This is a genomic window from Streptomyces sp. NPDC049887 (genome assembly GCF_040656535.1).
In the GTDB taxonomy this organism is placed as follows: Bacteria; Actinomycetota; Actinomycetes; order Streptomycetales; family Streptomycetaceae; genus Streptomyces.
Window position 1 is genome coordinate 79,130 of sequence record NZ_JBFAMM010000017.1, and the last position, 19,487, is coordinate 98,616.

Consider the following 19,487-nt stretch of genomic DNA (forward strand, 5'->3'; position numbering starts at 1 on the left):
GCGACCCCTTACAGCTTCATCAGACTGGCGTCGTCGACCGAGGCCGAGTGGCGGGAACGGAACAGCGACACGATGATCGCGAGCCCGACCACGACCTCGGCGGCGGCGACGACCATCGTGAAGAAGGCGATGATCTGGCCGTCGAGATTGCCGTGCATCCGGGAGAAGGCGACGAGCGCGAGGTTGCAGGCGTTGAGCATCAGCTCGATGCACATGAAGACGACGATCGCGTTCCGCCTGATCAGTACGCCGGCCGCGCCGATGGTGAACAACAGGGCGGCGAGGTAGAGATAGTTGACGGGATTCACCGCTTGGCCTCCTGTCCGTCGCGCCGGCCGTCCCGGCCCAGCTCGTCCCGGTCCCGGTCGAGGCGCTCCTCGGAGCGGCGCTCCAGCGCCCTGAGGTCGTTCAGCGCCTCACGGGACACGTCCCGGACCTGGCCGCGGGAGCGCAGCGTCTTGCTGACGCTGAGCTCCGACGGGGTGCCGTCGGGGAGCAGACCGGGGATGTCCACCGCGTTGTGGCGGGCGTACACGCCCGGGGCGGGCAGCGGCGTCGGGAGCTTCCAGCCGTAGGCCACCGACGAGGGGTGGCGGTCGGGCGACGGGAGCGCGGTCGCCTCGCGCACGCGCTGCTCGGCCAGTTCCCGCTGGGTCTTCGCGCGCTCGGTGCGCTCCCGGTGGGTGAGCACCATCGCGCCGACCGCCGCTGTGATGAGCAGGGCGCCGGTGATCTCGAACGCGAAGACGTACTTGGTGAAGATCAGCGCCGCCAGACCCTCGACGTTGCCCGCCGCGTTGGCCTCGCCGAGTCCGATGAAGGCCCCGGGCCCCAGTGAGGCGTGGCCGATGCCCGCGATCAGCAGGACACCGAAGCCGATGCCGCAGAGGGCCGCCCACCAGCGCTGGCCCTTCAGGGTCTCCTTGAGGGAGTCCGCGGCTGTGACACCGACGAGCATGACGACGAACAGGAAGAGCATCATGATCGCGCCGGTGTAGACGACGATCTGGACGACGCCCAGGAAGTACGCGCCGTTGGCGAGGTAGAAGACCGCAAGGACGATCATGGTCCCGGCGAGGCACAGCGCGCTGTGCACGGCCTTCTTCATCAGGATGGTGCACAGCGCCCCGACGACGGCGACGGTGCCGAGCACCCAGAACTGCACGGCCTCGCCGGTGGAGGTCGCGGCGGCCAGGGCGCTCATGCGTCGACCCCCTTCTTCGCCGCCGGCTCCTCCGGCCCGAAGGAGGAGGCCGCTTCCTGCGGCTCCTCCCCCTTGGACACGGCGACCTGGCGCTCGGTGCCGGGTGCGGCCTCGGTGACCAGCCCCCGGTAGTAGTCCTGCTCGTCCGTGCCGGGGTGGATCGCGTGCGGGGTGTCGACCATGCCGGGCTCCAGACCGGCCAGCAGCTGCTCCTTGGTGTAGATCAGGTTCTCTCGGGAGCTGTCGGCGAGCTCGAACTCGTTGGTCATCGTGAGCGCCCGGGTCGGGCACGCCTCGATGCACAGCCCGCAGAGGATGCAGCGGGCGTAGTTGATCTGGTAGACGCGGCCGTACCGCTCGCCGGGCGAGTACCGCTCCTCCTCGGTGTTGTCCGCGCCCTCCACATAGATGGCGTCGGCCGGACAGGCCCAGGCGCACAGCTCGCACCCGACGCACTTCTCCAGCCCGTCCGGGTGCCGGTTGAGCTGGTGCCGGCCGTGGAAGCGCGGCGCCGTCGTCTTCTGCTGCTCCGGGTACTGCTCGGTCAGCCGCTTCTTGAACATGGCCTTGAAGGTCACGCCGAAGCCGGCGACCGGGTTCTGGAACGCGCTCCCGGAATCCTCGGGTCGCTCAGACACCGTCAGCCTCCTTTCCGTCACGAGGACCGTCACTGTCAGTATTCGCGCCGCCACTGACAATCAGCTCGCGGTCGCGACGGGGCCGCCTGCGCGGAACCTGAGGCAGCACCTGTCCGGGCAGCGGGGGCACCGGGAAACCGCCGGCCATCGGGTCGAACGCCCCGGGCGCCCCGCCCTGTTCGGCCTCCGCCTCCTCGGCCGCCTCGGCCTCGGCCCGTTCCCTGCGGCCGCGGAAGAGGTCCGCGACGAAGGACAACAGCAGTACGGCGAGGACCGCGCCGCCGACGTACAGCACGATCTGGGAGAAGTCGCGGCCGTCGTTGCGCAGCGCCCTTACGGTCGCGACGAGCATCAGCCAGACGACCGAGACCGGGATGAGCACCTTCCAGCCGAGCTTCATCAACTGGTCGTAGCGGACGCGCGGGAGCGTGCCGCGCAGCCAGATGAAGAAGAAGAGCAGCAACTGCACCTTGATGACGAACCAGAGCATCGGCCACCAGCCGTGGTTCGCGCCCTCCCAGAAGGTGCTGACGGGCCACGGGGCCCGCCAGCCGCCCAGGAAGAGGGTGACGGAGACCGCCGCGACGGTGACCATGTTCACGTACTCGGCGAGCATGAACATCGCGAACTTGATCGACGAGTACTCGGTGTTGAAGCCGCCCACGAGGTCGCCCTCGGACTCCGGCATGTCGAACGGGGCCCGGTTGGTCTCCCCGACCATCGTCACGATGTAGATGAGGAACGAGACGGGCAGCAGCAGGACGTACCAGCGGTCCGCCTGCGCCTCCACGATCGTCGAGGTCGACATCGAGCCGGAGTAGAGGAAGACCGAGGCGAACGCGGCCCCCATGGCGATCTCGTACGAGATCATCTGGGCGCAGGAGCGCAGTCCGCCGAGCAGCGGGTACGTCGAGCCGGACGACCAGCCTGCGAGCACGATGCCGTAGATGCCGACCGAGGCGACCGCGAGGATGTAGAGCATCGCGATCGGCAGGTCGGTGAGCTGCATCGTGGTCCGCTGGCCGAAGATCGAGATCTCGTTGCCGGCCGGCCCGAACGGGATGACGGCGATCGCCATGAAGGCCGGGATGGCCGCGACGATCGGCGCGAGGACGTAGACCACCCTGTCCGCGCGCTTGACGATCACGTCCTCCTTGAGCATCAGCTTGACGCCGTCCGCGAGGGACTGGAGGAGGCCCCACGGGCCGTGGCGGTTGGGGCCGATGCGCAGCTGCATCCACGCGACGACCTTGCGCTCCCACACGATGGAGAACAGCACGGTCACCATCAGGAAGGCGAAGCAGAAGACCGCCTTGACGACGACGAGCCACCAGGGGTCCCGCCCGAACAGCGAGAGGTCCTCCGCCGCGAGCAGCGTCTGGTCGAGGAGTGCCGGGTTCACGCGCGCACCTCCGGTACGTCGTCGGGGCCGGTGGTCCCGTGGCCGGCCGTTCCCGCCGGGCCGACGCGGACGAGCCGGCCGGGCGTCACGCCCGTGTCGCTCAGCACGCCGGCGCCGGCCGAGTTGAGCGGTAGCCACACCACGTGGTCGGGCATCTCGGTCACCTGGAGCGGGAGCTGTACGGATCCGGATGGGCCGCTGACGGCGAGCAGGTCGCCGTCCTTGACCCCGGTCTCGGCCGCGGTGGTGGCGGAGAGCCGGGCGACGGCCGCGTGCCGGGTGCCGGCCAGCGCCTCGTCGCCCTCCTGCAGGAGCCCCTGGTCGAGCAGGAGCCGGTGACCGGCCAGTACCGCCTCGCCCTCGCCGGGACGGGGCAGCGGCCGGGCGGACTCGGCGGGCTGGTCCGCCCGGGGGCCGGTCCAGCCGCCGAGCCGGTCCATCTCGCGCCGTACGGACCGGATGTCGGGCAGGGCGAGGTGCACGTCGAGTGCGTCGGCGAGCATGTGCAGCACCCGCGCGTCCACCGGCGGCAGCGGACGGGTCATCTGGTCGGGCTTGAGCGCGGCCTCGAAGAGCCGTGCCCTGCCCTCCCAGTTGAGGAACGTGCCCGGCTTCTCGGCCACGGCCGCGACCGGGAAGACCACGTCGGCCCGCGAGGTGACCTCGGAGGGCCGCAGCTCCAGCGAGACCAGGAAGCCGACCGAGTCGAGCGCCTCCCGGGCGCGTGCCGGGTGGGGCAGGTCGGCGACCTCGACGCCGGCGACCACCAGGGCGGCCAGTTCCCCGTTGGCCGCGGCCTCCACGATCTGCCCGGTGTCCCGGCCGTAGCGGTGCGGCAGTTCGCGCACGCCCCAGGCCGCCGCGGTCTCCTCGCGGGCCCGCGGGTCGGTGGCGGGACGGCCGCCGGGCAGCAGCGACGGCAGGGCGCCGGCCTCGACTGCGCCGCGCTCGCCGGCCCGGCGCGGGATCCAGACCAGCTCGGCGCCGGTGGCCGCGGCGGTGCGCGCGACCGCGCTCAGGGCGCCCGGCACCCCGGCCAGCCGCTCACCGACGAGGATCACGGCGCCTTCGGCCCGCAGCGCCTCGGCGGCCGTGGCACCGTCGCCCTCGAGCCCGGTGCCGGACGCGAGCGCGTCCAGCCACTCGGGCTCGGTGCCGGGGGCCGCCGGCAGCAGCACGCCCCCGGCCTTCGCGAGCCCTCGGGTGGCGTGCGTGGCGAGGGCGAACGTCCGCTGACCGTGCTTTCGCGCGGCCTTGCGCAACCGGAGGAAGACGCCGGGGGCCTCCTCCTCCGACTCGAGGCCCGCGAGCAGGACCGCCGGCGCCTTCTCCAGGGAGGTGTACGTGACGCCCTTGCCGTCCAGGTCCCGGCCGCGGCCGGCGACGCGGGCGGCCAGGAAGTCGGCTTCCTCCGAGGAGTGGACCCGGGCCCGGAAGTCGATGTCGTTCGTGCCGAGGGCGATCCGGGCGAACTTGGCGTACGCGTAGGCGTCCTCGACGGTGAGCCGGCCGCCGGTGAGCACCGCGGCCCGGCCGCGTGCCGCCGCGAGTCCGGTGGCCGCCGCCTCCAGCGCCTCCGGCCAGCTCGCGGGCTCCAGCTCACCGGTCTCCCTGTTGCGGACGAGCGGGGTGGTGAGCCGGTCGCGCTGCTGGGCGTAGCGGAAGGCGAACCGCCCCTTGTCGCAGATCCACTCCTCGTTGACCTCGGGGTCCTCGGCGGCGAGCCGCCGCATGACCTTTCCGCGCCGGTGGTCGGTGCGGGTCGCGCAGCCGCCCGCGCAGTGCTCGCAGACGGACGGCGACGAGACGAGGTCGAAGGGCCGGGAGCGGAACCGGTAGGCCGCCGAGGTCAGCGCGCCGACCGGGCAGATCTGGATGGTGTTCCCGGAGAAGTAGGACTCGAAGGGGTCGCCCTCGCCCGTGCCGACCTGCTGGAGCGCGCCGCGCTCCAGGAGTTCGATCATCGGGTCGCCGGCGATCTGGTTGGAGAAGCGGGTGCAGCGCGCGCACAGCACGCACCGCTCGCGGTCGAGCAGCACCTGGGTGGAGATGGCGACCGGCTTCTCGTACGTCCGCTTCCTGCCCTCGAAGCGGGACTCGGCCTGGCCGTGCGAGACGGCCTGGTTCTGCAGCGGGCACTCGCCGCCCTTGTCGCAGACCGGGCAGTCGAGCGGATGGTTGATGAGCAGCAGCTCCATCACGCCCTTCTGCGCCTTCTCCGCGACGGGCGAGGTGAGCTGCGACCTGACGACCATGCCGTCGGTGCAGGTGATGGTGCAGGAGGCCATCGGCTTGCGCTGGCCCTCGACCTCGACGATGCACTGCCGGCAGGCGCCGGCCGGGTCGAGGAGCGGGTGGTCGCAGAACCGGGGGATCTCGATGCCGAGCTGCTCGGCGGCCCGGATGACCAGGGTGCCCTTCGGTACGGAGATCTCGACACCGTCGATGGTCAGCGTGACCAGGTCCTCCGGCGGGACCGCGGCGCTCCCGCCGCCGGCGTTCGCGGCGGACGTGGTGACGGTCATGCGTCCACCTCCAGGTTCGACACGGCCCAGGCCGTGGACTTCGCGGGGTCGAAGGGGCAGCCCCGGCCGCTGATGTGCTGCTCGTACTCCTCGCGGAAGTACTTCAGCGAGGAGAAGATCGGCGCAGCGGCGCCGTCGCCGAGGGCGCAGAACGACTTGCCGTTGATGTTGTCGGCGATGTCGTTCAGCTTGTCGAGGTCCTCCATGACGCCCTTGCCGGCCTCGATGTCGCGCAGCAACTGCACGAGCCAGTAGGTGCCCTCGCGGCAGGGCGTGCACTTGCCGCAGGACTCGTGGGCGTAGAACTCGGTCCAGCGGGTGACGGCCCGGACGACGCAGGTCGTCTCGTCGAAGCACTGGAGCGCCTTGGTGCCGAGCATCGACCCAGCGGCGCCGACGCCCTCGTAGTCCAGCGGCACGTCGAGGTGCTCGTCGGTGAACATCGGGGTGGAGGAGCCGCCGGGCGTCCAGAACTTCAGCCGGTGCCCGGGGCGCATGCCGCCGCCCATGTCGAGCAGCTGGCGCAGCGTGATGCCGAGCGGAGCCTCGTACTGGCCGGGGCGGGCGACGTGGCCGCTCAGCGAGTACAGCGTGAAGCCGGGGGACTTCTCGCTGCCCATGGAGCGGAACCACTCCTTGCCCTTGTTGAGGATCGCGGGAACGGACGCGATGGACTCGACGTTGTTCACCACGGTGGGGCAGGCGTACAGACCGGCGACCGCGGGGAAGGGCGGCCGCAGGCGGGGCTGCCCCCGGCGGCCCTCCAGGGAGTCCAGCAGGGCGGTCTCCTCGCCGCAGATGTACGCGCCGGCGCCGGCGTGCACGGTGAGTTCGACGTCGAGTCCGCTGCCGAGGATGTTCTTGCCGAGGTATCCGGCGGCGTACGCCTCGCGGACGGCCTCGTGCAGCCTGCGCAGTACGGGGACGACCTCACCGCGCAGATAGACGAAGGCGTGGTCGGACCGGATCGCGTAGCAGGCGATCACGATGCCCTCGATGAGGGAGTGGGGGTTGGCGAACAGCAGCGGGATGTCCTTGCAGGTGCCCGGCTCCGACTCGTCGGCGTTGACGACGAGGTAGTGCGGCTTGCCGTCGCCCTGCGGGATGAACTGCCACTTCATCCCGGTGGGGAATCCGGCGCCGCCGCGGCCTCGCAGCCCGGAGTCCTTCACGTACGCGATCAGGTCGTCGGGGGCCATGGCGAGGGCCTTGCGCAGTCCCTCGTAGCCCTCGTGCTCGCGGTAGGTCTCCAGGGTCCAGGACTCAGGCTGGTCCCAGAAGGCGGAAAGGACGGGCATGAGCAGCTTCTCGGGGCTGGTCCCGTCGCCGGCCTCCGGCCCGTACTCGGTGGACACGGTCATCACTCCCCCTCCTCGGAAACCGGGCCGGCCGGGTGGGCCGGGTCGGACGCCGACGTGTCCTGTGAGTCGTTCTGCGTCCCGGCGGGACTCGTCGAGGGGTGGTGGTCGGGCGACGGGCGGGCATGGGAGCTGAGGTGCTCACCGGGCGGCTCGTCCTGCGGGGCGGCGCCGCGTGGGTGGACGACCCGCGGCTGGGGGGCCTCGCCCCTGGCCAGCCGGAGGCCGACGAGGGAGGCGGGGCCGGCACCGCCGGTGGCCTCGACGGCTCCGGGGCGCTCGTCGGGGAAGCCGGCCAGGATGCGGGCGGTCTCCTTGAACGTGCACAGCGGGGCGCCGCGGGTGGGTTCGACGCTCCGCCCGGCCCTCAGGTCGTCGACGAGCCGGCGGGCCGACTCGGGGGTCTGGTTGTCGAAGAACTCCCAGTTGACCATCACGACGGGGGCGAAGTCGCAGGCCGCGTTGCACTCGATGTGTTCGAGGGTGACCTTGCCGTCCTCGGTGGTCTCGCCGTTGCCGACACCGAGGTGCTCCTTGAGGTCGTCGAAGATCGCGTCGCCGCCCATCACGGCGCAGAGGGTGTTGGTGCAGACGCCGACCTGGTAGTCGCCGGACGGCTTGCGGCGGTACATCGAGTAGAAGGTCGCGACCGCGGTGACCTCGGCCGTCGTCAGATCCAGGACCTCCGCGCAGAACCGCATGCCGGTGCGGGTGACGTGGCCCTCCTCCGACTGCACGAGGTGCAGCAGCGGCAGCAGCGCGGACCGGCTGTCCGGGTAGCGGCCGATGATCTGCCGGGCGTCCGTCTCCAGCCTCGTGCGCACCTCCGCCGGGTAGTCAGGGGCGGGGAGCTGGGGCATGCCGAGCGATACGTCTGTCACCGGTCGACGCCTCCCATCACGGGGTCGATGGACGCGACGGCGACGATCACGTCGGCGACCTGGCCGCCCTCGCACATCGCCGCCATGGCCTGCAGGTTGGTGAAGGACGGGTCGCGGAAGTGGACCCGGTAGGGGCGGGTGCCGCCGTCCGAGACGACATGGACGCCGAGCTCGCCCTTGGGGGATTCGACGGCCGCGTACGCCTGTCCGGCCGGGACCCGGAAGCCCTCGGTCACCAGCTTGAAGTGGTGGATCAGGGCCTCCATGGAGGTGCCCATGATCTTCTTGATGTGGTCGAGGGAGTTGCCGAGGCCGTCCGGGCCGAGCGCGAGCTGCGCGGGCCAGGCGATCTTCTTGTCCTCGACCATCACCGGGCCGGGGGCAAGCCGGTCCAGGCACTGCTCGACGATCCGCAGCGACTGCCGCATCTCCTCCAGCCGGATGAGGAAGCGGCCGTAGGCGTCGCAGGTGTCCGCGGTCGGGACGTCGAACTCGTAGTTCTCGTACCCGCAGTACGGATCGGTCTTGCGCAGGTCGTGCGGGAGACCGGTGGAGCGCAGGATCGGGCCCGTCGCACCGAGTGCCATGCAGCCGGCGAGGTCGAGGTGGCCGATGTCCTGCATCCGGGCCTTGAAGATCGGGTTCCCGGTGGCGAGCTTGTCGTACTCGGGAAGGTTCTTCTTCATCGTCTTCACGAACTCGCGGATCTGGTCGACCGCGCCCGGGGGCAGGTCCTGGGCGAGGCCGCCGGGTCGGATGTACGCGTGGTTCATCCGCAGGCCGGTGATGAGTTCGTAGATGTCGAGAATGAGTTCACGATCACGGAATCCGTAGATCATGATCGTGGTCGCGCCCAGCTCCATGCCGCCGGTCGCGATGCACACCAGGTGCGAGGAGAGCCGGTTGAGCTCCATCAGGAGCACGCGGATGACCGAGGCGCGGTCGGGGACCTGGTCCTCGATGCCGAGGAGCCGCTCCACGGCGAGGCAGTACGCCGTCTCGTTGAAGAACGGCGTCAGGTAGTCCATGCGCGTGACGAAGGTCGTCCCCTGCGTCCACGTCCGGTACTCGAGGTTCTTCTCGATCCCGGTGTGCAGGTACCCGATGCCGCAGCGGGCCTCGGTGACGGTCTCGCCCTCGATCTCGAGGATCAGCCGGAGCACACCGTGGGTGGAGGGGTGCTGGGGTCCCATGTTGACGACGATGCGTTCGTCGTCGGCCTTGGCCGCGGTCTCCACGACCTCGTCCCAGTCACCGCCGGTGACCGTGTGGACGGTCCCCTCGGTGGTCTCGCGCGAGCTTGCCGATGAGGTGGTCACGAGTACGACCTCCGCTGGTCCGGAGCCGGGATCTGGGCGCCCTTGTACTCGACGGGGATGCCGCCGAGCGGGTAGTCCTTGCGCTGCGGGAAGCCCTGCCAGTCGTCCGGCATCATGATTCGGGTGAGGGCGGGGTGGCCGTCGAAGACCAGACCGAAGAAGTCGTAGGTCTCGCGCTCGTGCCAGTCGTTGGTCGGATAGACCTCGACGAGCGACGGGATGTGCGGGTCCGCGTCCGGGGCGCTGACCTCCAGCCGGATCAGCCGGCCGTGGGTGAGCGAGCGCAGGTGGTAGACGGCGTGCAGCTCGCGCCCCTGGTCCCCGGGGTAGTGGACCCCGCTGACGCCGGTGCACAGCTCGAAGCGGAGCGCGGGGTCGTCGCGCAGTGTCCTGGCGACCCTGACGAGGTGCTCGCGCGCGATGTGGAAGGTGAGTTCGTCGCGGTCGACGACGGTCTTCTCGATCGCGTTCTCCGGGAGGAGGTCCTGCTCCTCCAGGGCGCCTTCGAGCTCGTCGGCGACCTCGTCGAACCAGCCGCCGTAGGGGCGGGTCGCGGCGCCGGGCAGCCGGACGGAGCGGACGAGTCCGCCGTAGCCGGAGGTGTCGCCGCCGTCGCCGGCGCCGAACATGCCGCGCTGGACGCGGATCTCCTCGCCGTGCTCACCGCGCTGTCCCGGCAGGTTCTGCTCGGAGAGCTCCTTCTCCGGGTTCGGCTGGTCGGTCACTTGCGCACCCCCTTGATCGCTTCCCCGCCCGCACGGCGCAGGGGTGCGGGTGCCGTCGTCTGCCGCGTGGCGGCCGTGTGCGCGCCGTTCACCGGAGCAGCCCCTTCATCTCGATCGTCGGGAGCGCCTTGAGTGCCGCTTCCTCCGCCTCGCGGGCCGCTTCCTCCGCGTTCACCCCGAGCTTCGAGCTCTGGATCTTCTGGTGGAGCTTGAGGATGGCGTCCATCAGCATCTCCGGCCGAGGGGGGCAGCCGGGCAGATAGATGTCAACGGGAACAATGTGGTCAACACCCTGCACAATCGCGTAATTGTTGAACATTCCGCCTGAGGATGCGCAAACCCCCATGGAGATCACCCACTTGGGATTGGGCATCTGGTCGTAGACCTGCCGCAGGACGGGCGCCATCTTCTGGCTCACCCGCCCGGCCACGATCATCAGGTCGGCCTGCCGGGGCGAGCCGCGGAAGACCTCCATGCCGAAGCGGGCCAGGTCGTAGCGGCCGGCACCGGTCGTCATCATCTCGATGGCACAGCAGGCGAGGCCGAAGGTCGCGGGGAAGACGGACGCCTTGCGCACCCAGCCCGCGGCCTGCTCGACGGTGGTCAGCAGAAAGCCGCTCGGCAGCTTCTCTTCGAGTCCCATTGCTCCTCAGCCCCTCAGTCCCATTCCAGGCCGCCGCGCCGCCAGACGTAGGCGTAGGCGACGAAGACGGTGAGCACGAAGAGCAGCATCTCCACGAGCCCGAAGATCCCCAGGGCGTCGAACGTGACGGCCCATGGATAGAGGAAGACGATCTCGATATCGAAGATGATGAAGAGCATCGCCGTCAGGTAGTACTTGATCGGGAAGCGGCCCCCTCCGGCCGGCGTCGGCGTCGGCTCGATACCGCACTCGTAGGCCTCGAGCTTCGCGCGGTTGTACCGCTTCGGGCCGACGAGCGTGGCCATGACCACGGAGAAGATCGCAAAGCCTGCCCCTAGGGCGCCGAGCACGAGGATGGGCGCGTAGGCATTCACGCTCCTCGCTCCTTCCAGTCGTCCTTGACCGTTGGACCGCACCGGGACTCGCCTCGCCGCCCCGCGAAGATCATGCTCATGTGAGGCAGTTCACAAGCCCGACTGCTCCGCATCCTATGCCCGCCGGTCTGTGATCTGCGACACGGGGTACGCAACGACTTTGTGATCTCCACCACCTGACGAAGGATCATGAAGCCGGATGAGCGGTGATCTTCATACGGGAAGCGCACGAGCGGCTACAAAAGGTGACCATTTCGATCGTTGCCGCTGGTCAGAGGCGGGATTCACTAGCAGGGGCGACGCCGTCCAGGCAAATTGGCGATGGACCGGACCGGGTGATAGAGGGCGGCCGTCACCCACGCGAGGGGCAGGGCGTACGGAGGTGGACGCGTGCACATGTTCACGAGCACCCGGAGGGCCATCAACGGTGATCATTCTGTGACCTGCGCCACTCGGGCCGCCGCCCCAAAAACCGGGGCTTGGCCATCGGTGTGAAGGGGTGGTAAGCGACGGGCAATACGGACCTTTTCGCGAAAGACCGTGATCACGGCCCTGATCACGCCTGCCCGTTTTGCCCGTTACGGCGTCAATAAGGGCGGCACACAGGCACATTCGGGCACTCGCGGCGGCAACTGTGGTGGAAGCCACGTTTCTTGAAGGGAACCGCGGAGCCCTGATAGCGGTTGTACCCATGTCCCACACCGCTCACATACGTAGCCACCGGAAGCCCCGCCGCAGCTCCTCGAAGCTCGCGCTGCGCGCCGGAGTTGCCGGTGGCGTCCTCAGCACCATCGCGGTGGCCGGAAGCGCCGGGCCGGCGAACGCCGAGCCGGTGACCGAGACCATCGAGATGCCCGCGCTCACCTTCGACAGCCCGGAGCTCGCCGGCGCTGTCGCCCTCTCCGCCGAGGCGAGCCAGCAGGCGGCCCTGGACCTCGATCTGCAGACCCAGGAGAACGCCGCCGCGGCCAAGGCCGCCAAGGCCGCGAAGAAGGCCAAGGCCGAGGCCGAGCGCAAGGCGGAGGCCGAGCGGAAGGCCGAGGAGGCCGCCCGCGCCGCGGTCGAGGAGCGTTCCTCACGCTCCGCCGAGCGCACCACCCTCTCCACCGTCTCCAACGCGTCCGGCTCCGCCGCGACCGTCGTCGCCTTCCTCAAGGCGCAGCTCGGCGACGCCTACGTCATGGGCGCCACCGGCCCCAACTCGTGGGACTGCTCCAGCCTCGTCCAGGCCGCGTTCCGCCAGGTCGGCATCGACCTGCCGCGCGTCTCCCAGGACCAGTCGGTGGCCGGCACCCAGGTCTCCCTGAACAACCTCCAGGTCGGCGACATCCTCTACTGGGGCGGCGCCGGCTCCGCGTACCACACGGGTGTCTACATCGGCGACGGCAAGTACCTCGACGCCGCCAACCCGAGCAAGGGCGTCGTCATCCAGGAGCTTTCCGGCTACCCGGCGAGCGGCGCCGTTCGCGTCCTCTGAGCGGTTTCGCAGCGGTTCTCCCGCGGCATCCGGTTCATCCCGGACCGCAGTCGCACGAGGCCACCGTCCCCCGTCCAGGGGGCCGGTGGCCTTTCGTCGTCCCTCCGGGCGGTCTCGGGGCCCCTGGGGGCGGCCGGGGCCGGAGAAGCCCGGAGAACGGCCGGAGGGCGGGTGCCCGGCTCCGGTAGGCCGGGCACCCGCCCTCCTCCGGGCTTCGTGTGTCAGGCCTTCGGGGCCACCTTGGAGAGACCGTTGATGATCCGGTCCATCGCGTCGCCGCCCGACGGGTCGGTGAGGTTCGCCAGCATCTTCAGGGTGAACCTCATCAGCAGCGGGTGCGTCAGCCCCCGCTGCGTGGCGATCTTCATGACCTTCGGGTTGCCGATGAGCTTCACGAACGCCCGGCCCAGCGTGTAGTAGCCGCCGTAGGTGTCCTTCAGGACCTTCGGGTAGTTGTGCAGGGCCATTTCCCGCTGGGCGGGGGTGGCCCGGGCGTGGGCCTGGACGATGACGTCGGCGGCGATCTGGCCGGACTCCATGGCGTAGGCGATGCCCTCGCCGTTGAACGGGTTGACCAGACCGCCCGCGTCGCCGACGAGCAGCAGGCCCCTGGTGTAGTGCGGCTGCCGGTTGAAGGCCATGGGGAGCGCGGCGCCGCGGATCGGGCCGGTCATGTTGTCGGGTACGTAGCCCCAGTCCTCCGGCATCGAGGCGCACCAGGCCTTCAGGACCTCGCGCCAGTCGAGCTCCTTGAAGGACGCCGAGGTGTTCAGGACCCCGAGGCCGACGTTGGAGGTGCCGTCGCCCATGCCGAAGATCCAGCCGTAGCCGGGCAGCAGCCGGTCCTCCCCCGGACCGCGGCGGTCCCACAGCTCCAGCCACGACTCCAGGTAGTCGTCGTCGTGCCGCGGGCTGGTGAAGTACGTGCGGACGGCGACGCCCATGGGGCGGTCCTCACGCCGGTGCAGTCCCATGGCGAGGGAGATCCGGGAGGAGTTGCCGTCGGCGGCGACGACCAGCGGGGCGTGGAAGGTGACCTCCCGCTTCTCCTCACCGAGCTTGGCGTGGACACCGGTGATCCGGCCGGTCCGGTCGTCGATGACGGGCGCGCCGACGTTGCAGCGCTCGTACAGCCGGGCGCCGGCCTTCTGCGCCTGCCGCGCCAGCTGCTCGTCGAAGTCGTCCCGCTTGCGGACGAGTCCGTAGTCCGGGTAGCTGGCCAGCTCCGGCCAGTCCAGCTGCAGCCGGACACCGCCGCCGATGATCCGCAGCCCCTTGTTGCGCAGCCAGCCGGCCTCCTCGGAGACGTCGATGCCCATGGCGACCAGCTGCTTGGTGGCGCGGGGCGTGAGCCCGTCGCCGCAGACCTTCTCGCGAGGGAACGCCGTCTTCTCGAGAAGCAGTACGTCCAGGCCGGACTTGGCCAGGTAGTAGGCGGTCGTCGAACCGGCCGGGCCTGCCCCGACGACGATCACATCTGCGGTGTGCTCGGAGGGGGTCGTCTCGGTCACGGCGGGTTCTCCCGAAGACTCGAATTCACGTGCCGTGCGGCACAGGTCATGTGCAGTCTATGGGGGCGTACCGACCGGCGACCGAAGGGCTCCCCCGCGATGACCGCAGCGTCTCTCCCCGTCGTTCAACTCCGCGTGCCCACCGAGGAGGACGCGTTCGCCTGGCACCGCGTCTTCGACGACCCCGAGGTGATGGAGTTCCACGGGGGCAGGTCCGCCGAGGTGTCCGTGTACGAGGAGCTCACCGCGCGGCAGCGGAGGCACGACGCGGAACGGGGCTTCTGCCTGTGGACGCTGTTCGACGGGGCGGGCGAGGTCTTCGGCTTCACCGGCGCGCAGCCCTGGCCGCACGAGTCGTTCGGTCCGGTCGGCGAGATCGAGATCGGCTGGCGCCTCGCGCGGCCGTACTGGGGCCGCGGCTACGCGACCTCCGCCGCCCGGACGACCCTGGACCGGCTGCGCGCGGCCGGCGTTCCCTCCGTGGTCGCGATGGTCGACTCCCGCAACCAGCGGTCGATCGCCGTGACCAGGCGCCTGGGCATGGAACTCGCCGAGACGTACGCCGTCCCGGACTCCGAACGCAAGGGACTCTGCTTCCGGCTCACCCTGTAGCGAAAGCCGGGTCCGCGGTCCAGGTCGCCAGGGCCGTCTCGAAGACGTGCGCGGTGTCCGCCCAGTACAGGTCGCGTTCCCTGAAGTAGATCGCGTACTCGGTGCCGTCCTCGGCGATGTACGACTGGTCGATGCCGTGGATCGTCTCGCCGGACGCGGCGTGCGTGTAGGTGTACTCCCAGACCGCCCCCGGGCGCCCGTGGAAGGTGTTCGTCTCCAGCCGCAGCCGCCGGTAGTCGGCGTTCCTGGAACGGGACCTGGCCTCGATGGCGGTGAGGTTCTCCAGTGACGTGTACGGGGCGGACCGCACCACGCCGACGAGGAGGTGGGACATCCCCGTGGAACCGGCGTAGGTGATCTGCCCGTTCACCTCCTTCTGGCGGTACCAGACCGACGGGATCGCGAAGGAGAAGCCGGCCGGGTCGTTCACGCGCTTGAAGCCCTCGGGCACACCCGGGTCGCCGCCGCCCGGGGCGCCGGTGCCCGCCGTCCCGGGCCGGGCCGGTGCGGCCGCGGATGGAGCCGTCCGGGCGGGCGCGGGACTGGCGAGCGGTGCGCCCGTGGGGCTCGTGGCGGCGGGTGCGGGACGCGCCGGGGCGGCCGCCGCGGGCCGGTCCCCCGGTACGGGCCGGGAACCCTCGTCCCTGAGCAGCAGCACGCCCGCGGTGGTGCCCGCGCCGAGCACGAGTGCCGCCGTCAGGGTCCCGCCCCACACGAGCGCGCGGCTGCGCCCCGGCGCCGCGGCGGGCGGCGCGGCCGGCGGCGGAGCACCGGGGCCCACCCAGGTGGGGCTGTACGAGGCCGCCGCGGCCGGCTGCGGGCGCTCCCGTCCGCACGTCATGCAGAAGCGCGCCTCGGCCGGGGAGGTGTTCCCGCAGTAGGGGCAGTTCGACGCCAAGGGGAGCTCCAGGGGGAAATCGGAAGCGGCCGGTGTGAACGACCCATCCTGCCCGCCCGCCGGTTCCCGTCAACGCGCTTTCCCCACAGAGCGGTTGCCTTCGCGGGCGGGGGCCCCGCGTGCTCCCGTACGGTCAGAACACCGACAGCCCGGTCAGCGTCGTGAACCGGTCCAGCGCCGCCACGCCCGCCACCGAGTTGCCCTGTCCGTCCAGTCCCGGGCTCCACACGCACAACGTGCACCGCCCCGGCACGACCGCCACGATCCCGCCGCCGACCCCGCTCTTGCCGGGCAGCCCGACCCGGTAGGCGAACTCGCCCGCGGCGTCGTAGGTGCCACAGGTGAGCATCACCGCGTTGACCTGCTTCGCCTCGCTTCGGGTCAGCAGCCGGCTGCCGTCGGCCCGCAGTCCGTGACGGGCCAGGAAACGGGCCGCACGGGCGAGATCGGCGCAGTTCATCTCGATCGAGCACTGCCAGAAGTAGTGGTCGAGCAGCGCCGGAACGGAATTGGCGATGTTGCCGTACGAGGCCATGAAGTGGGCCAGCGCGGCATTGCGGTCTCCGTGCGCGGACTCGGACCCGGCGACCTCCGGGTCGAAGGCCAGCTCCGGGTTGCCGCTCTCCTGCCGCAGGAACTCCAGCACCTCGCTGCTCGCGTCGCCGGTCAGGGTCAGCAGCCGGTCGGTGACGACGAGGGCCCCGGCGTTGATGAACGGATTGCGCGGGATGCCGTTCTCGTACTCCAGCTGCACCAGTGAGTTGAACGGATTGCCGGAGGGTTCCCGGCCCACGTGCTCCCAGAGGCTGTCGCCGCCCAGGGAGAGGGCGAGGGCCAGGGCGAAGACCTTGGTGACCGACTGGGTGGAGAAGGGCCGCTCCCAGTCGCCGACGCCGTGGACCTTTCCGTCGAGGTCGGCGATGGCCATGCCGAAGTGCCCCGGGTCGACGGCGGCCAGGGCCGGGATGTACTCGGCCGGGGTGCCGCTGCCGACCAGCGGTGCGACGTCCTTCTCGATCCTTTCCAGGATCGCCTGGTAGTCCATGGTGCGGTCCCCGGGGACTTACTGGGGCTTGGTGCCGCGGTGCAGCGCGACGATCCCGCCGCTCAGATTGCGCCAGGCCACCCTCGACCAGCCGGCCTTCTGGAGCATTCCGGCGAGCTCCGCCTGCTCGGGCCAGGACCGGATCGACTCGGCGAGGTAGACGTACGCGTCGGGATTGGACGAGACCGCGCGGGCGACGGGCGGCAGGGCCCGCATCAGGTACTCCTCGTACACGGTACGGAACGGCGCCCACGTCGGGTGCGAGAACTCGCAGACGACCACGCGGCCGCCCGGCTTCGTCACCCGGTACAACTCCCGCAGGGCCCGCTCGGTGTCCCGGACGTTGCGCAGCCCGAAGCTGATCGTCACGGCGTCGAAGGAGTCGTCCCGGAAGGGGAGCCTCGTCGCGTCGCCGGCGGTCAGCGGCAGCCACGGGTGCCGCCTCTTGCCCTCGTGGAGCATGCCGAGCGAGAAGTCGCAGGGCACGACGTACGCGCCGGTGCGGGTGAAGGGCAGCGAGGACGTGCCGGTCCCGGCCGCCAGGTCCAGCACTCGCTCGGCGGGCCGTGCCCCCACCGCCTTGGCGACCTCCCGGCGCCAGCGCCGGTCCTGGCCGAGCGAGAGCACATCGTTGGTGAGGTCGTAGTTCGCCGCGACATCGTCGAACATCGAGGCGACTTCGTGCGGCTGCTTGTCGAGGGAAGCGCGGGTCACTGGCGTTCGGCCTCGCAGTGTCGGGTGCGGACGGTACGCCGGCCATTGTCTCAGGCACACCGCGGCGGGCCCGGCGGGGGCGTGCCGGTGGTTCCGGACCCGGCCGGGGCGTACTTCGGGAAGCAGCCTCGTCCGCCCCGGCCGGACGGGACCTTCGCCCCGGGGGCGGACCCTCAGCGCCGCCGGTGCACCAGCCGGCCGCGGAGGACGGTGGCGACGCAGCTGCGGGCGCCGTGCTCGCGCAGGGCGGCGCGGGGGTCGCCGCCCACCGGTACGTCGAAGACCGCGAAGTCCGCGTCAGCGCCGGGACCCAGCGGCGCCCGGAACGCCTCGGCCACGGGGCCGCCCGCGAACGGGTCCAGGGACGGCGGTCCTCCCGGCTCCGTGCAGCGCTCCTCGCAGGCGAGCCCGACTCGGGTCACCGCGTCGAGGACCGCGCCGCGCCGGAGGTCCCCGGCCACCGCTACCGTTCCGTGCGCCAGCATCCGCTGCGCACCGCGCCGCGCACTGGCTCCCCACCGGGCGTCCGTCATGTCCAGCGCGGCGAGCGCGGCGCCGGTGAGCGGCCCGGTGCCCAGCTCGCCTGCCTCGCGGGGGTCGGGGTGGTAGGCGCGTTCCAGCAGCTCAGGCCCGTACGCATTGCACAGGCCCGGCGTCAGCACCCCGGGCCAGCGCCGTACGCGGGCCCCCGGATGGGCGGCGGCCACCTCCTCGTAGGGGCCCACGGCGGCGATCGCGCTCCCCCGGACGGCGACCGCGCCGCCCGGCACGGGGGCTCCCCGACCGTCGGGCAGCAGCAGGTCCGCCACGTGAATCGTCAGCACGGAGCACTCAGTTGGCGTTGAGCAGCTTCAGCTCCGGGTGCGCCGTGCCGCCCTCGATCGCCGTCGACGAGATGTGCGACACGACGCGGTCGTCGGCCGGGTCGTCCGCCGGGTCGTCGTGCACGACGATGTGCTCGTACGTCGTCGTGCGCTGGGCCGGGACGCGGTCCGCGCGGCGGATCAGGTCGATGATCTCCTGCCGGTTGGAGCGGTGCCTGGCGCCCGCTGAGGAGACCACGTTCTCCTCCAGCATGATCGATCCCAGGTCGTCCGCGCCGTAGTGCAGCGACAGCTGGCCGATCTCCTTGCCCGTGGTCAGCCAGGAGCCCTGGATGTGGGCGACGTTGTCGAAGAACAGCCGGGCGATCGCGATCATCCGCAGGTACTCGAAGATCGTCGCCTGCGTCCGGCCCTTGAGGTGGTTGTTCTCCGGCTGGTACGTGTACGGGATGAAGGCCCGGAAGCCGCCCGTCCGGTCCTGCACGTCGCGGATCATCCGCAGGTGCTCGATACGCTCCGCGTTGGTCTCGCCGGTGCCCATCAGCATCGTGGACGTCGACTCCACACCGAGCCCGTGCGCCACCTCCATGATCTCCAGCCAGCGCTCGCCGGACTCCTTCAGCGGGGCGATCGCCTTGCGCGGCCGCTCAGGCAGCAGTTCGGCGCCGGCACCCGCGAAGGAGTCGAGACCGGCCGCGCTGATGCGCCGGACGGCCTCCTCCACGGACACTCCCGAGATCCTGGCCATGTGCTCCACCTCGGACGCGCCGAGGGAGTGGATGACCAGCTGCGGGAACTCCTTCTTGATTGCGGCGAAGTGCTTCTCGTAGTACTCGACGCCGTAGTCCGGGTGGTGACCGCCCTGGAACATGATCTGCGTGCCCCCGAGCTCCACCGTCTCGGCGCAGCGCCGCAGGATGTCGTCGAGGTCGCGGGTCCAGCCCTTGGCGGTGTCCTTGGGCGGGGCGTAGAAGGCGCAGAACTTGCAGGCCGTGACGCAGACGTTGGTGTAGTTGATGTTGCGCTCGATGATGTACGTCGCGATGTGCTCGGTACCGGCGTAACGGCGGCGGCGCACTGCGTCCGCGGCGGCGCCCAGCGCGTGCAGCGGAGCGGAGCGGTAGAGGTCGAGCGCCTCCTCGGGGGTGATCCGCCCGCCCTCGGCGGCACGGTCCAGGACGGACTGGAGGTCGGCCTTCTGGGTCACCGGGGTGTCACCTTTCGGTGGTGGAACAGGGCGTTACCGGACCGGGCCAGCCTACGACAGGCGCTGCGCCCGGCCCTCGGCGGCACCTCGGCGGCCGGCCCGGTCCGGCCCCCGCCGGGACTTCGCGCAT

Annotated in this window: 19 protein-coding genes; 2 read left to right on the forward strand and 17 right to left on the reverse strand. The window is 70.8% G+C overall.

Annotation, left to right across the window (positions count from 1 at the left end; all coding sequences use genetic code 11):
- Positions 1-8 precede the first annotated feature (8 nt).
- The 11 genes from nuoK to AB0J10_RS21235 all read right to left on the reverse strand — a co-directional run bounded on the left by nuoK (position 9) and on the right by AB0J10_RS21235 (position 11,069).
- The gene (nuoK, locus tag AB0J10_RS21185) at positions 9-308 is read right to left on the reverse strand and encodes an NADH-quinone oxidoreductase subunit NuoK (protein ID WP_093661653.1); all 300 of its coding nucleotides are present in this window, start codon (positions 306-308) and stop codon (positions 9-11) included.
- Positions 305-1,204, reverse strand: coding sequence for an NADH-quinone oxidoreductase subunit J (locus AB0J10_RS21190; RefSeq protein WP_363063766.1), 900 nt, complete (start codon positions 1,202-1,204; stop codon positions 305-307). The genes nuoK and AB0J10_RS21190 overlap by 4 nt, the downstream gene beginning before the upstream one ends.
- Positions 1,201-1,842 carry an NADH-quinone oxidoreductase subunit NuoI gene (gene nuoI / locus AB0J10_RS21195; RefSeq protein ID WP_363063768.1) on the reverse strand — a complete coding sequence of 214 codons (642 nt, stop codon included), beginning with the start codon at positions 1,840-1,842 and terminating at the stop codon, positions 1,201-1,203. Before nuoI ends, AB0J10_RS21190 begins: the two co-directional genes overlap by 4 nt.
- The gene (nuoH, locus tag AB0J10_RS21200) at positions 1,835-3,244 is read right to left on the reverse strand and encodes an NADH-quinone oxidoreductase subunit NuoH (RefSeq protein WP_363063770.1); all 1,410 of its coding nucleotides are present in this window, start codon (positions 3,242-3,244) and stop codon (positions 1,835-1,837) included. Before nuoH ends, nuoI begins: the two co-directional genes overlap by 8 nt.
- Positions 3,241-5,769 carry an NADH-quinone oxidoreductase subunit G gene (locus AB0J10_RS21205; protein WP_363063772.1) on the reverse strand — a complete coding sequence of 843 codons (2,529 nt, stop codon included), beginning with the start codon at positions 5,767-5,769 and terminating at the stop codon, positions 3,241-3,243. The genes nuoH and AB0J10_RS21205 overlap by 4 nt, the downstream gene beginning before the upstream one ends.
- Positions 5,766-7,130 carry an NADH-quinone oxidoreductase subunit NuoF gene (nuoF, locus tag AB0J10_RS21210; protein WP_363063774.1) on the reverse strand — a complete coding sequence of 455 codons (1,365 nt, stop codon included), beginning with the start codon at positions 7,128-7,130 and terminating at the stop codon, positions 5,766-5,768. The genes AB0J10_RS21205 and nuoF overlap by 4 nt, the downstream gene beginning before the upstream one ends.
- Positions 7,130-7,987, reverse strand: coding sequence for an NADH-quinone oxidoreductase subunit NuoE (nuoE, locus tag AB0J10_RS21215; protein WP_363063919.1), 858 nt, complete (start codon positions 7,985-7,987; stop codon positions 7,130-7,132). The genes nuoF and nuoE overlap by 1 nt, the downstream gene beginning before the upstream one ends.
- Positions 7,988-8,004: 17 nt before the next feature.
- Positions 8,005-9,327, reverse strand: a complete 1,323-nt coding sequence (locus AB0J10_RS21220; protein WP_363063776.1) for an NADH-quinone oxidoreductase subunit D — start codon at positions 9,325-9,327, stop codon at positions 8,005-8,007.
- Entirely contained in the window at positions 9,324-10,052 is a 729-nt protein-coding gene (locus tag AB0J10_RS21225; protein WP_363063778.1) for an NADH-quinone oxidoreductase subunit C, read from the reverse strand. The genes AB0J10_RS21220 and AB0J10_RS21225 overlap by 4 nt, the downstream gene beginning before the upstream one ends.
- An 88-nt stretch (positions 10,053-10,140) precedes the next feature.
- Positions 10,141-10,695 carry an NADH-quinone oxidoreductase subunit B gene (locus AB0J10_RS21230; RefSeq protein ID WP_007383964.1) on the reverse strand — a complete coding sequence of 185 codons (555 nt, stop codon included), beginning with the start codon at positions 10,693-10,695 and terminating at the stop codon, positions 10,141-10,143.
- 14 nt (positions 10,696-10,709) lie between these two features.
- On the reverse strand, positions 10,710-11,069 hold the full coding sequence (locus AB0J10_RS21235; RefSeq protein WP_093661633.1) for an NADH-quinone oxidoreductase subunit A: 360 nt from the start codon (positions 11,067-11,069) through the stop codon (positions 10,710-10,712).
- Positions 11,070-11,760: 691 nt separating this feature from the next.
- On the opposite strand from AB0J10_RS21235, the gene AB0J10_RS21240 reads away from it, so the two are divergent.
- Positions 11,761-12,546 carry a C40 family peptidase gene (locus tag AB0J10_RS21240; RefSeq protein WP_363063780.1) on the forward strand — a complete coding sequence of 262 codons (786 nt, stop codon included), beginning with the start codon at positions 11,761-11,763 and terminating at the stop codon, positions 12,544-12,546.
- A gap of 221 nt (positions 12,547-12,767) precedes the next feature.
- Here AB0J10_RS21240 and AB0J10_RS21245 read toward each other — a convergent pair whose 3' ends face one another.
- On the reverse strand, positions 12,768-14,057 hold the full coding sequence (locus tag AB0J10_RS21245; RefSeq protein WP_363063782.1) for a geranylgeranyl reductase family protein: 1,290 nt from the start codon (positions 14,055-14,057) through the stop codon (positions 12,768-12,770).
- Between the two features lie 99 nt (positions 14,058-14,156).
- Here AB0J10_RS21245 and AB0J10_RS21250 point away from each other — a divergent pair, with 99 nt between their 5' ends.
- On the forward strand, positions 14,157-14,669 hold the full coding sequence (locus AB0J10_RS21250) for a GNAT family N-acetyltransferase (RefSeq protein ID WP_363063784.1): 513 nt from the start codon (positions 14,157-14,159) through the stop codon (positions 14,667-14,669).
- Here AB0J10_RS21250 and AB0J10_RS21255 read toward each other — a convergent pair.
- The 5 genes from AB0J10_RS21255 to mqnC all read right to left on the reverse strand — a co-directional run bounded on the left by AB0J10_RS21255 (position 14,659) and on the right by mqnC (position 19,357).
- A complete protein-coding gene (locus AB0J10_RS21255) occupies positions 14,659-15,567 on the reverse strand; it encodes a zinc ribbon domain-containing protein (RefSeq protein ID WP_363063786.1) in 909 nt (302 codons plus the stop codon). The two genes, AB0J10_RS21250 and AB0J10_RS21255, sit on opposite strands and share 11 nt — an antisense overlap.
- A gap of 133 nt (positions 15,568-15,700) precedes the next feature.
- Complete coding sequence (locus AB0J10_RS21260) at positions 15,701-16,612, reverse strand: glutaminase (RefSeq protein WP_363063788.1); 912 nt, start codon at positions 16,610-16,612, stop codon at positions 15,701-15,703.
- 18 nt (positions 16,613-16,630) lie between these two features.
- On the reverse strand, positions 16,631-17,326 hold the full coding sequence (locus tag AB0J10_RS21265) for a demethylmenaquinone methyltransferase (protein ID WP_363063790.1): 696 nt from the start codon (positions 17,324-17,326) through the stop codon (positions 16,631-16,633).
- Between the two features lie 173 nt (positions 17,327-17,499).
- A complete protein-coding gene (locus AB0J10_RS21270) occupies positions 17,500-18,150 on the reverse strand; it encodes a hypothetical protein (protein WP_363063792.1) in 651 nt (216 codons plus the stop codon).
- 7 nt (positions 18,151-18,157) lie between these two features.
- Positions 18,158-19,357 carry a cyclic dehypoxanthinyl futalosine synthase gene (gene mqnC / locus AB0J10_RS21275; protein WP_363063794.1) on the reverse strand — a complete coding sequence of 400 codons (1,200 nt, stop codon included), beginning with the start codon at positions 19,355-19,357 and terminating at the stop codon, positions 18,158-18,160.
- Positions 19,358-19,487 lie beyond the last annotated feature (130 nt).

Bases quoted from the DNA above. Each gene is read 5' to 3' on its own strand.
- AB0J10_RS21260 (WP_363063788.1), bottom strand. From the start codon at position 16,612: ATGGACTACCAGGCGATCCTGGAAAGGATCGAGAAGGACGTCGCACCG.
- nuoE (WP_363063919.1), bottom strand. From the start codon at position 7,987: ATGCCCCAGCTCCCCGCCCCTGACTACCCGGCGGAGGTGCGCACGAGG.
- AB0J10_RS21240 (WP_363063780.1), top strand. From the start codon at position 11,761: ATGTCCCACACCGCTCACATACGTAGCCACCGGAAGCCCCGCCGCAGC.
- AB0J10_RS21250 (WP_363063784.1), top strand. From the start codon at position 14,157: ATGACCGCAGCGTCTCTCCCCGTCGTTCAACTCCGCGTGCCCACCGAG.
- AB0J10_RS21190 (WP_363063766.1), bottom strand. From the start codon at position 1,204: ATGAGCGCCCTGGCCGCCGCGACCTCCACCGGCGAGGCCGTGCAGTTC.
- AB0J10_RS21230 (WP_007383964.1), bottom strand. From the start codon at position 10,695: ATGGGACTCGAAGAGAAGCTGCCGAGCGGCTTTCTGCTGACCACCGTC.
- nuoF (WP_363063774.1), bottom strand. From the start codon at position 7,130: ATGACCGTGTCCACCGAGTACGGGCCGGAGGCCGGCGACGGGACCAGC.
- AB0J10_RS21205 (WP_363063772.1), bottom strand. From the start codon at position 5,769: ATGACCGTCACCACGTCCGCCGCGAACGCCGGCGGCGGGAGCGCCGCG.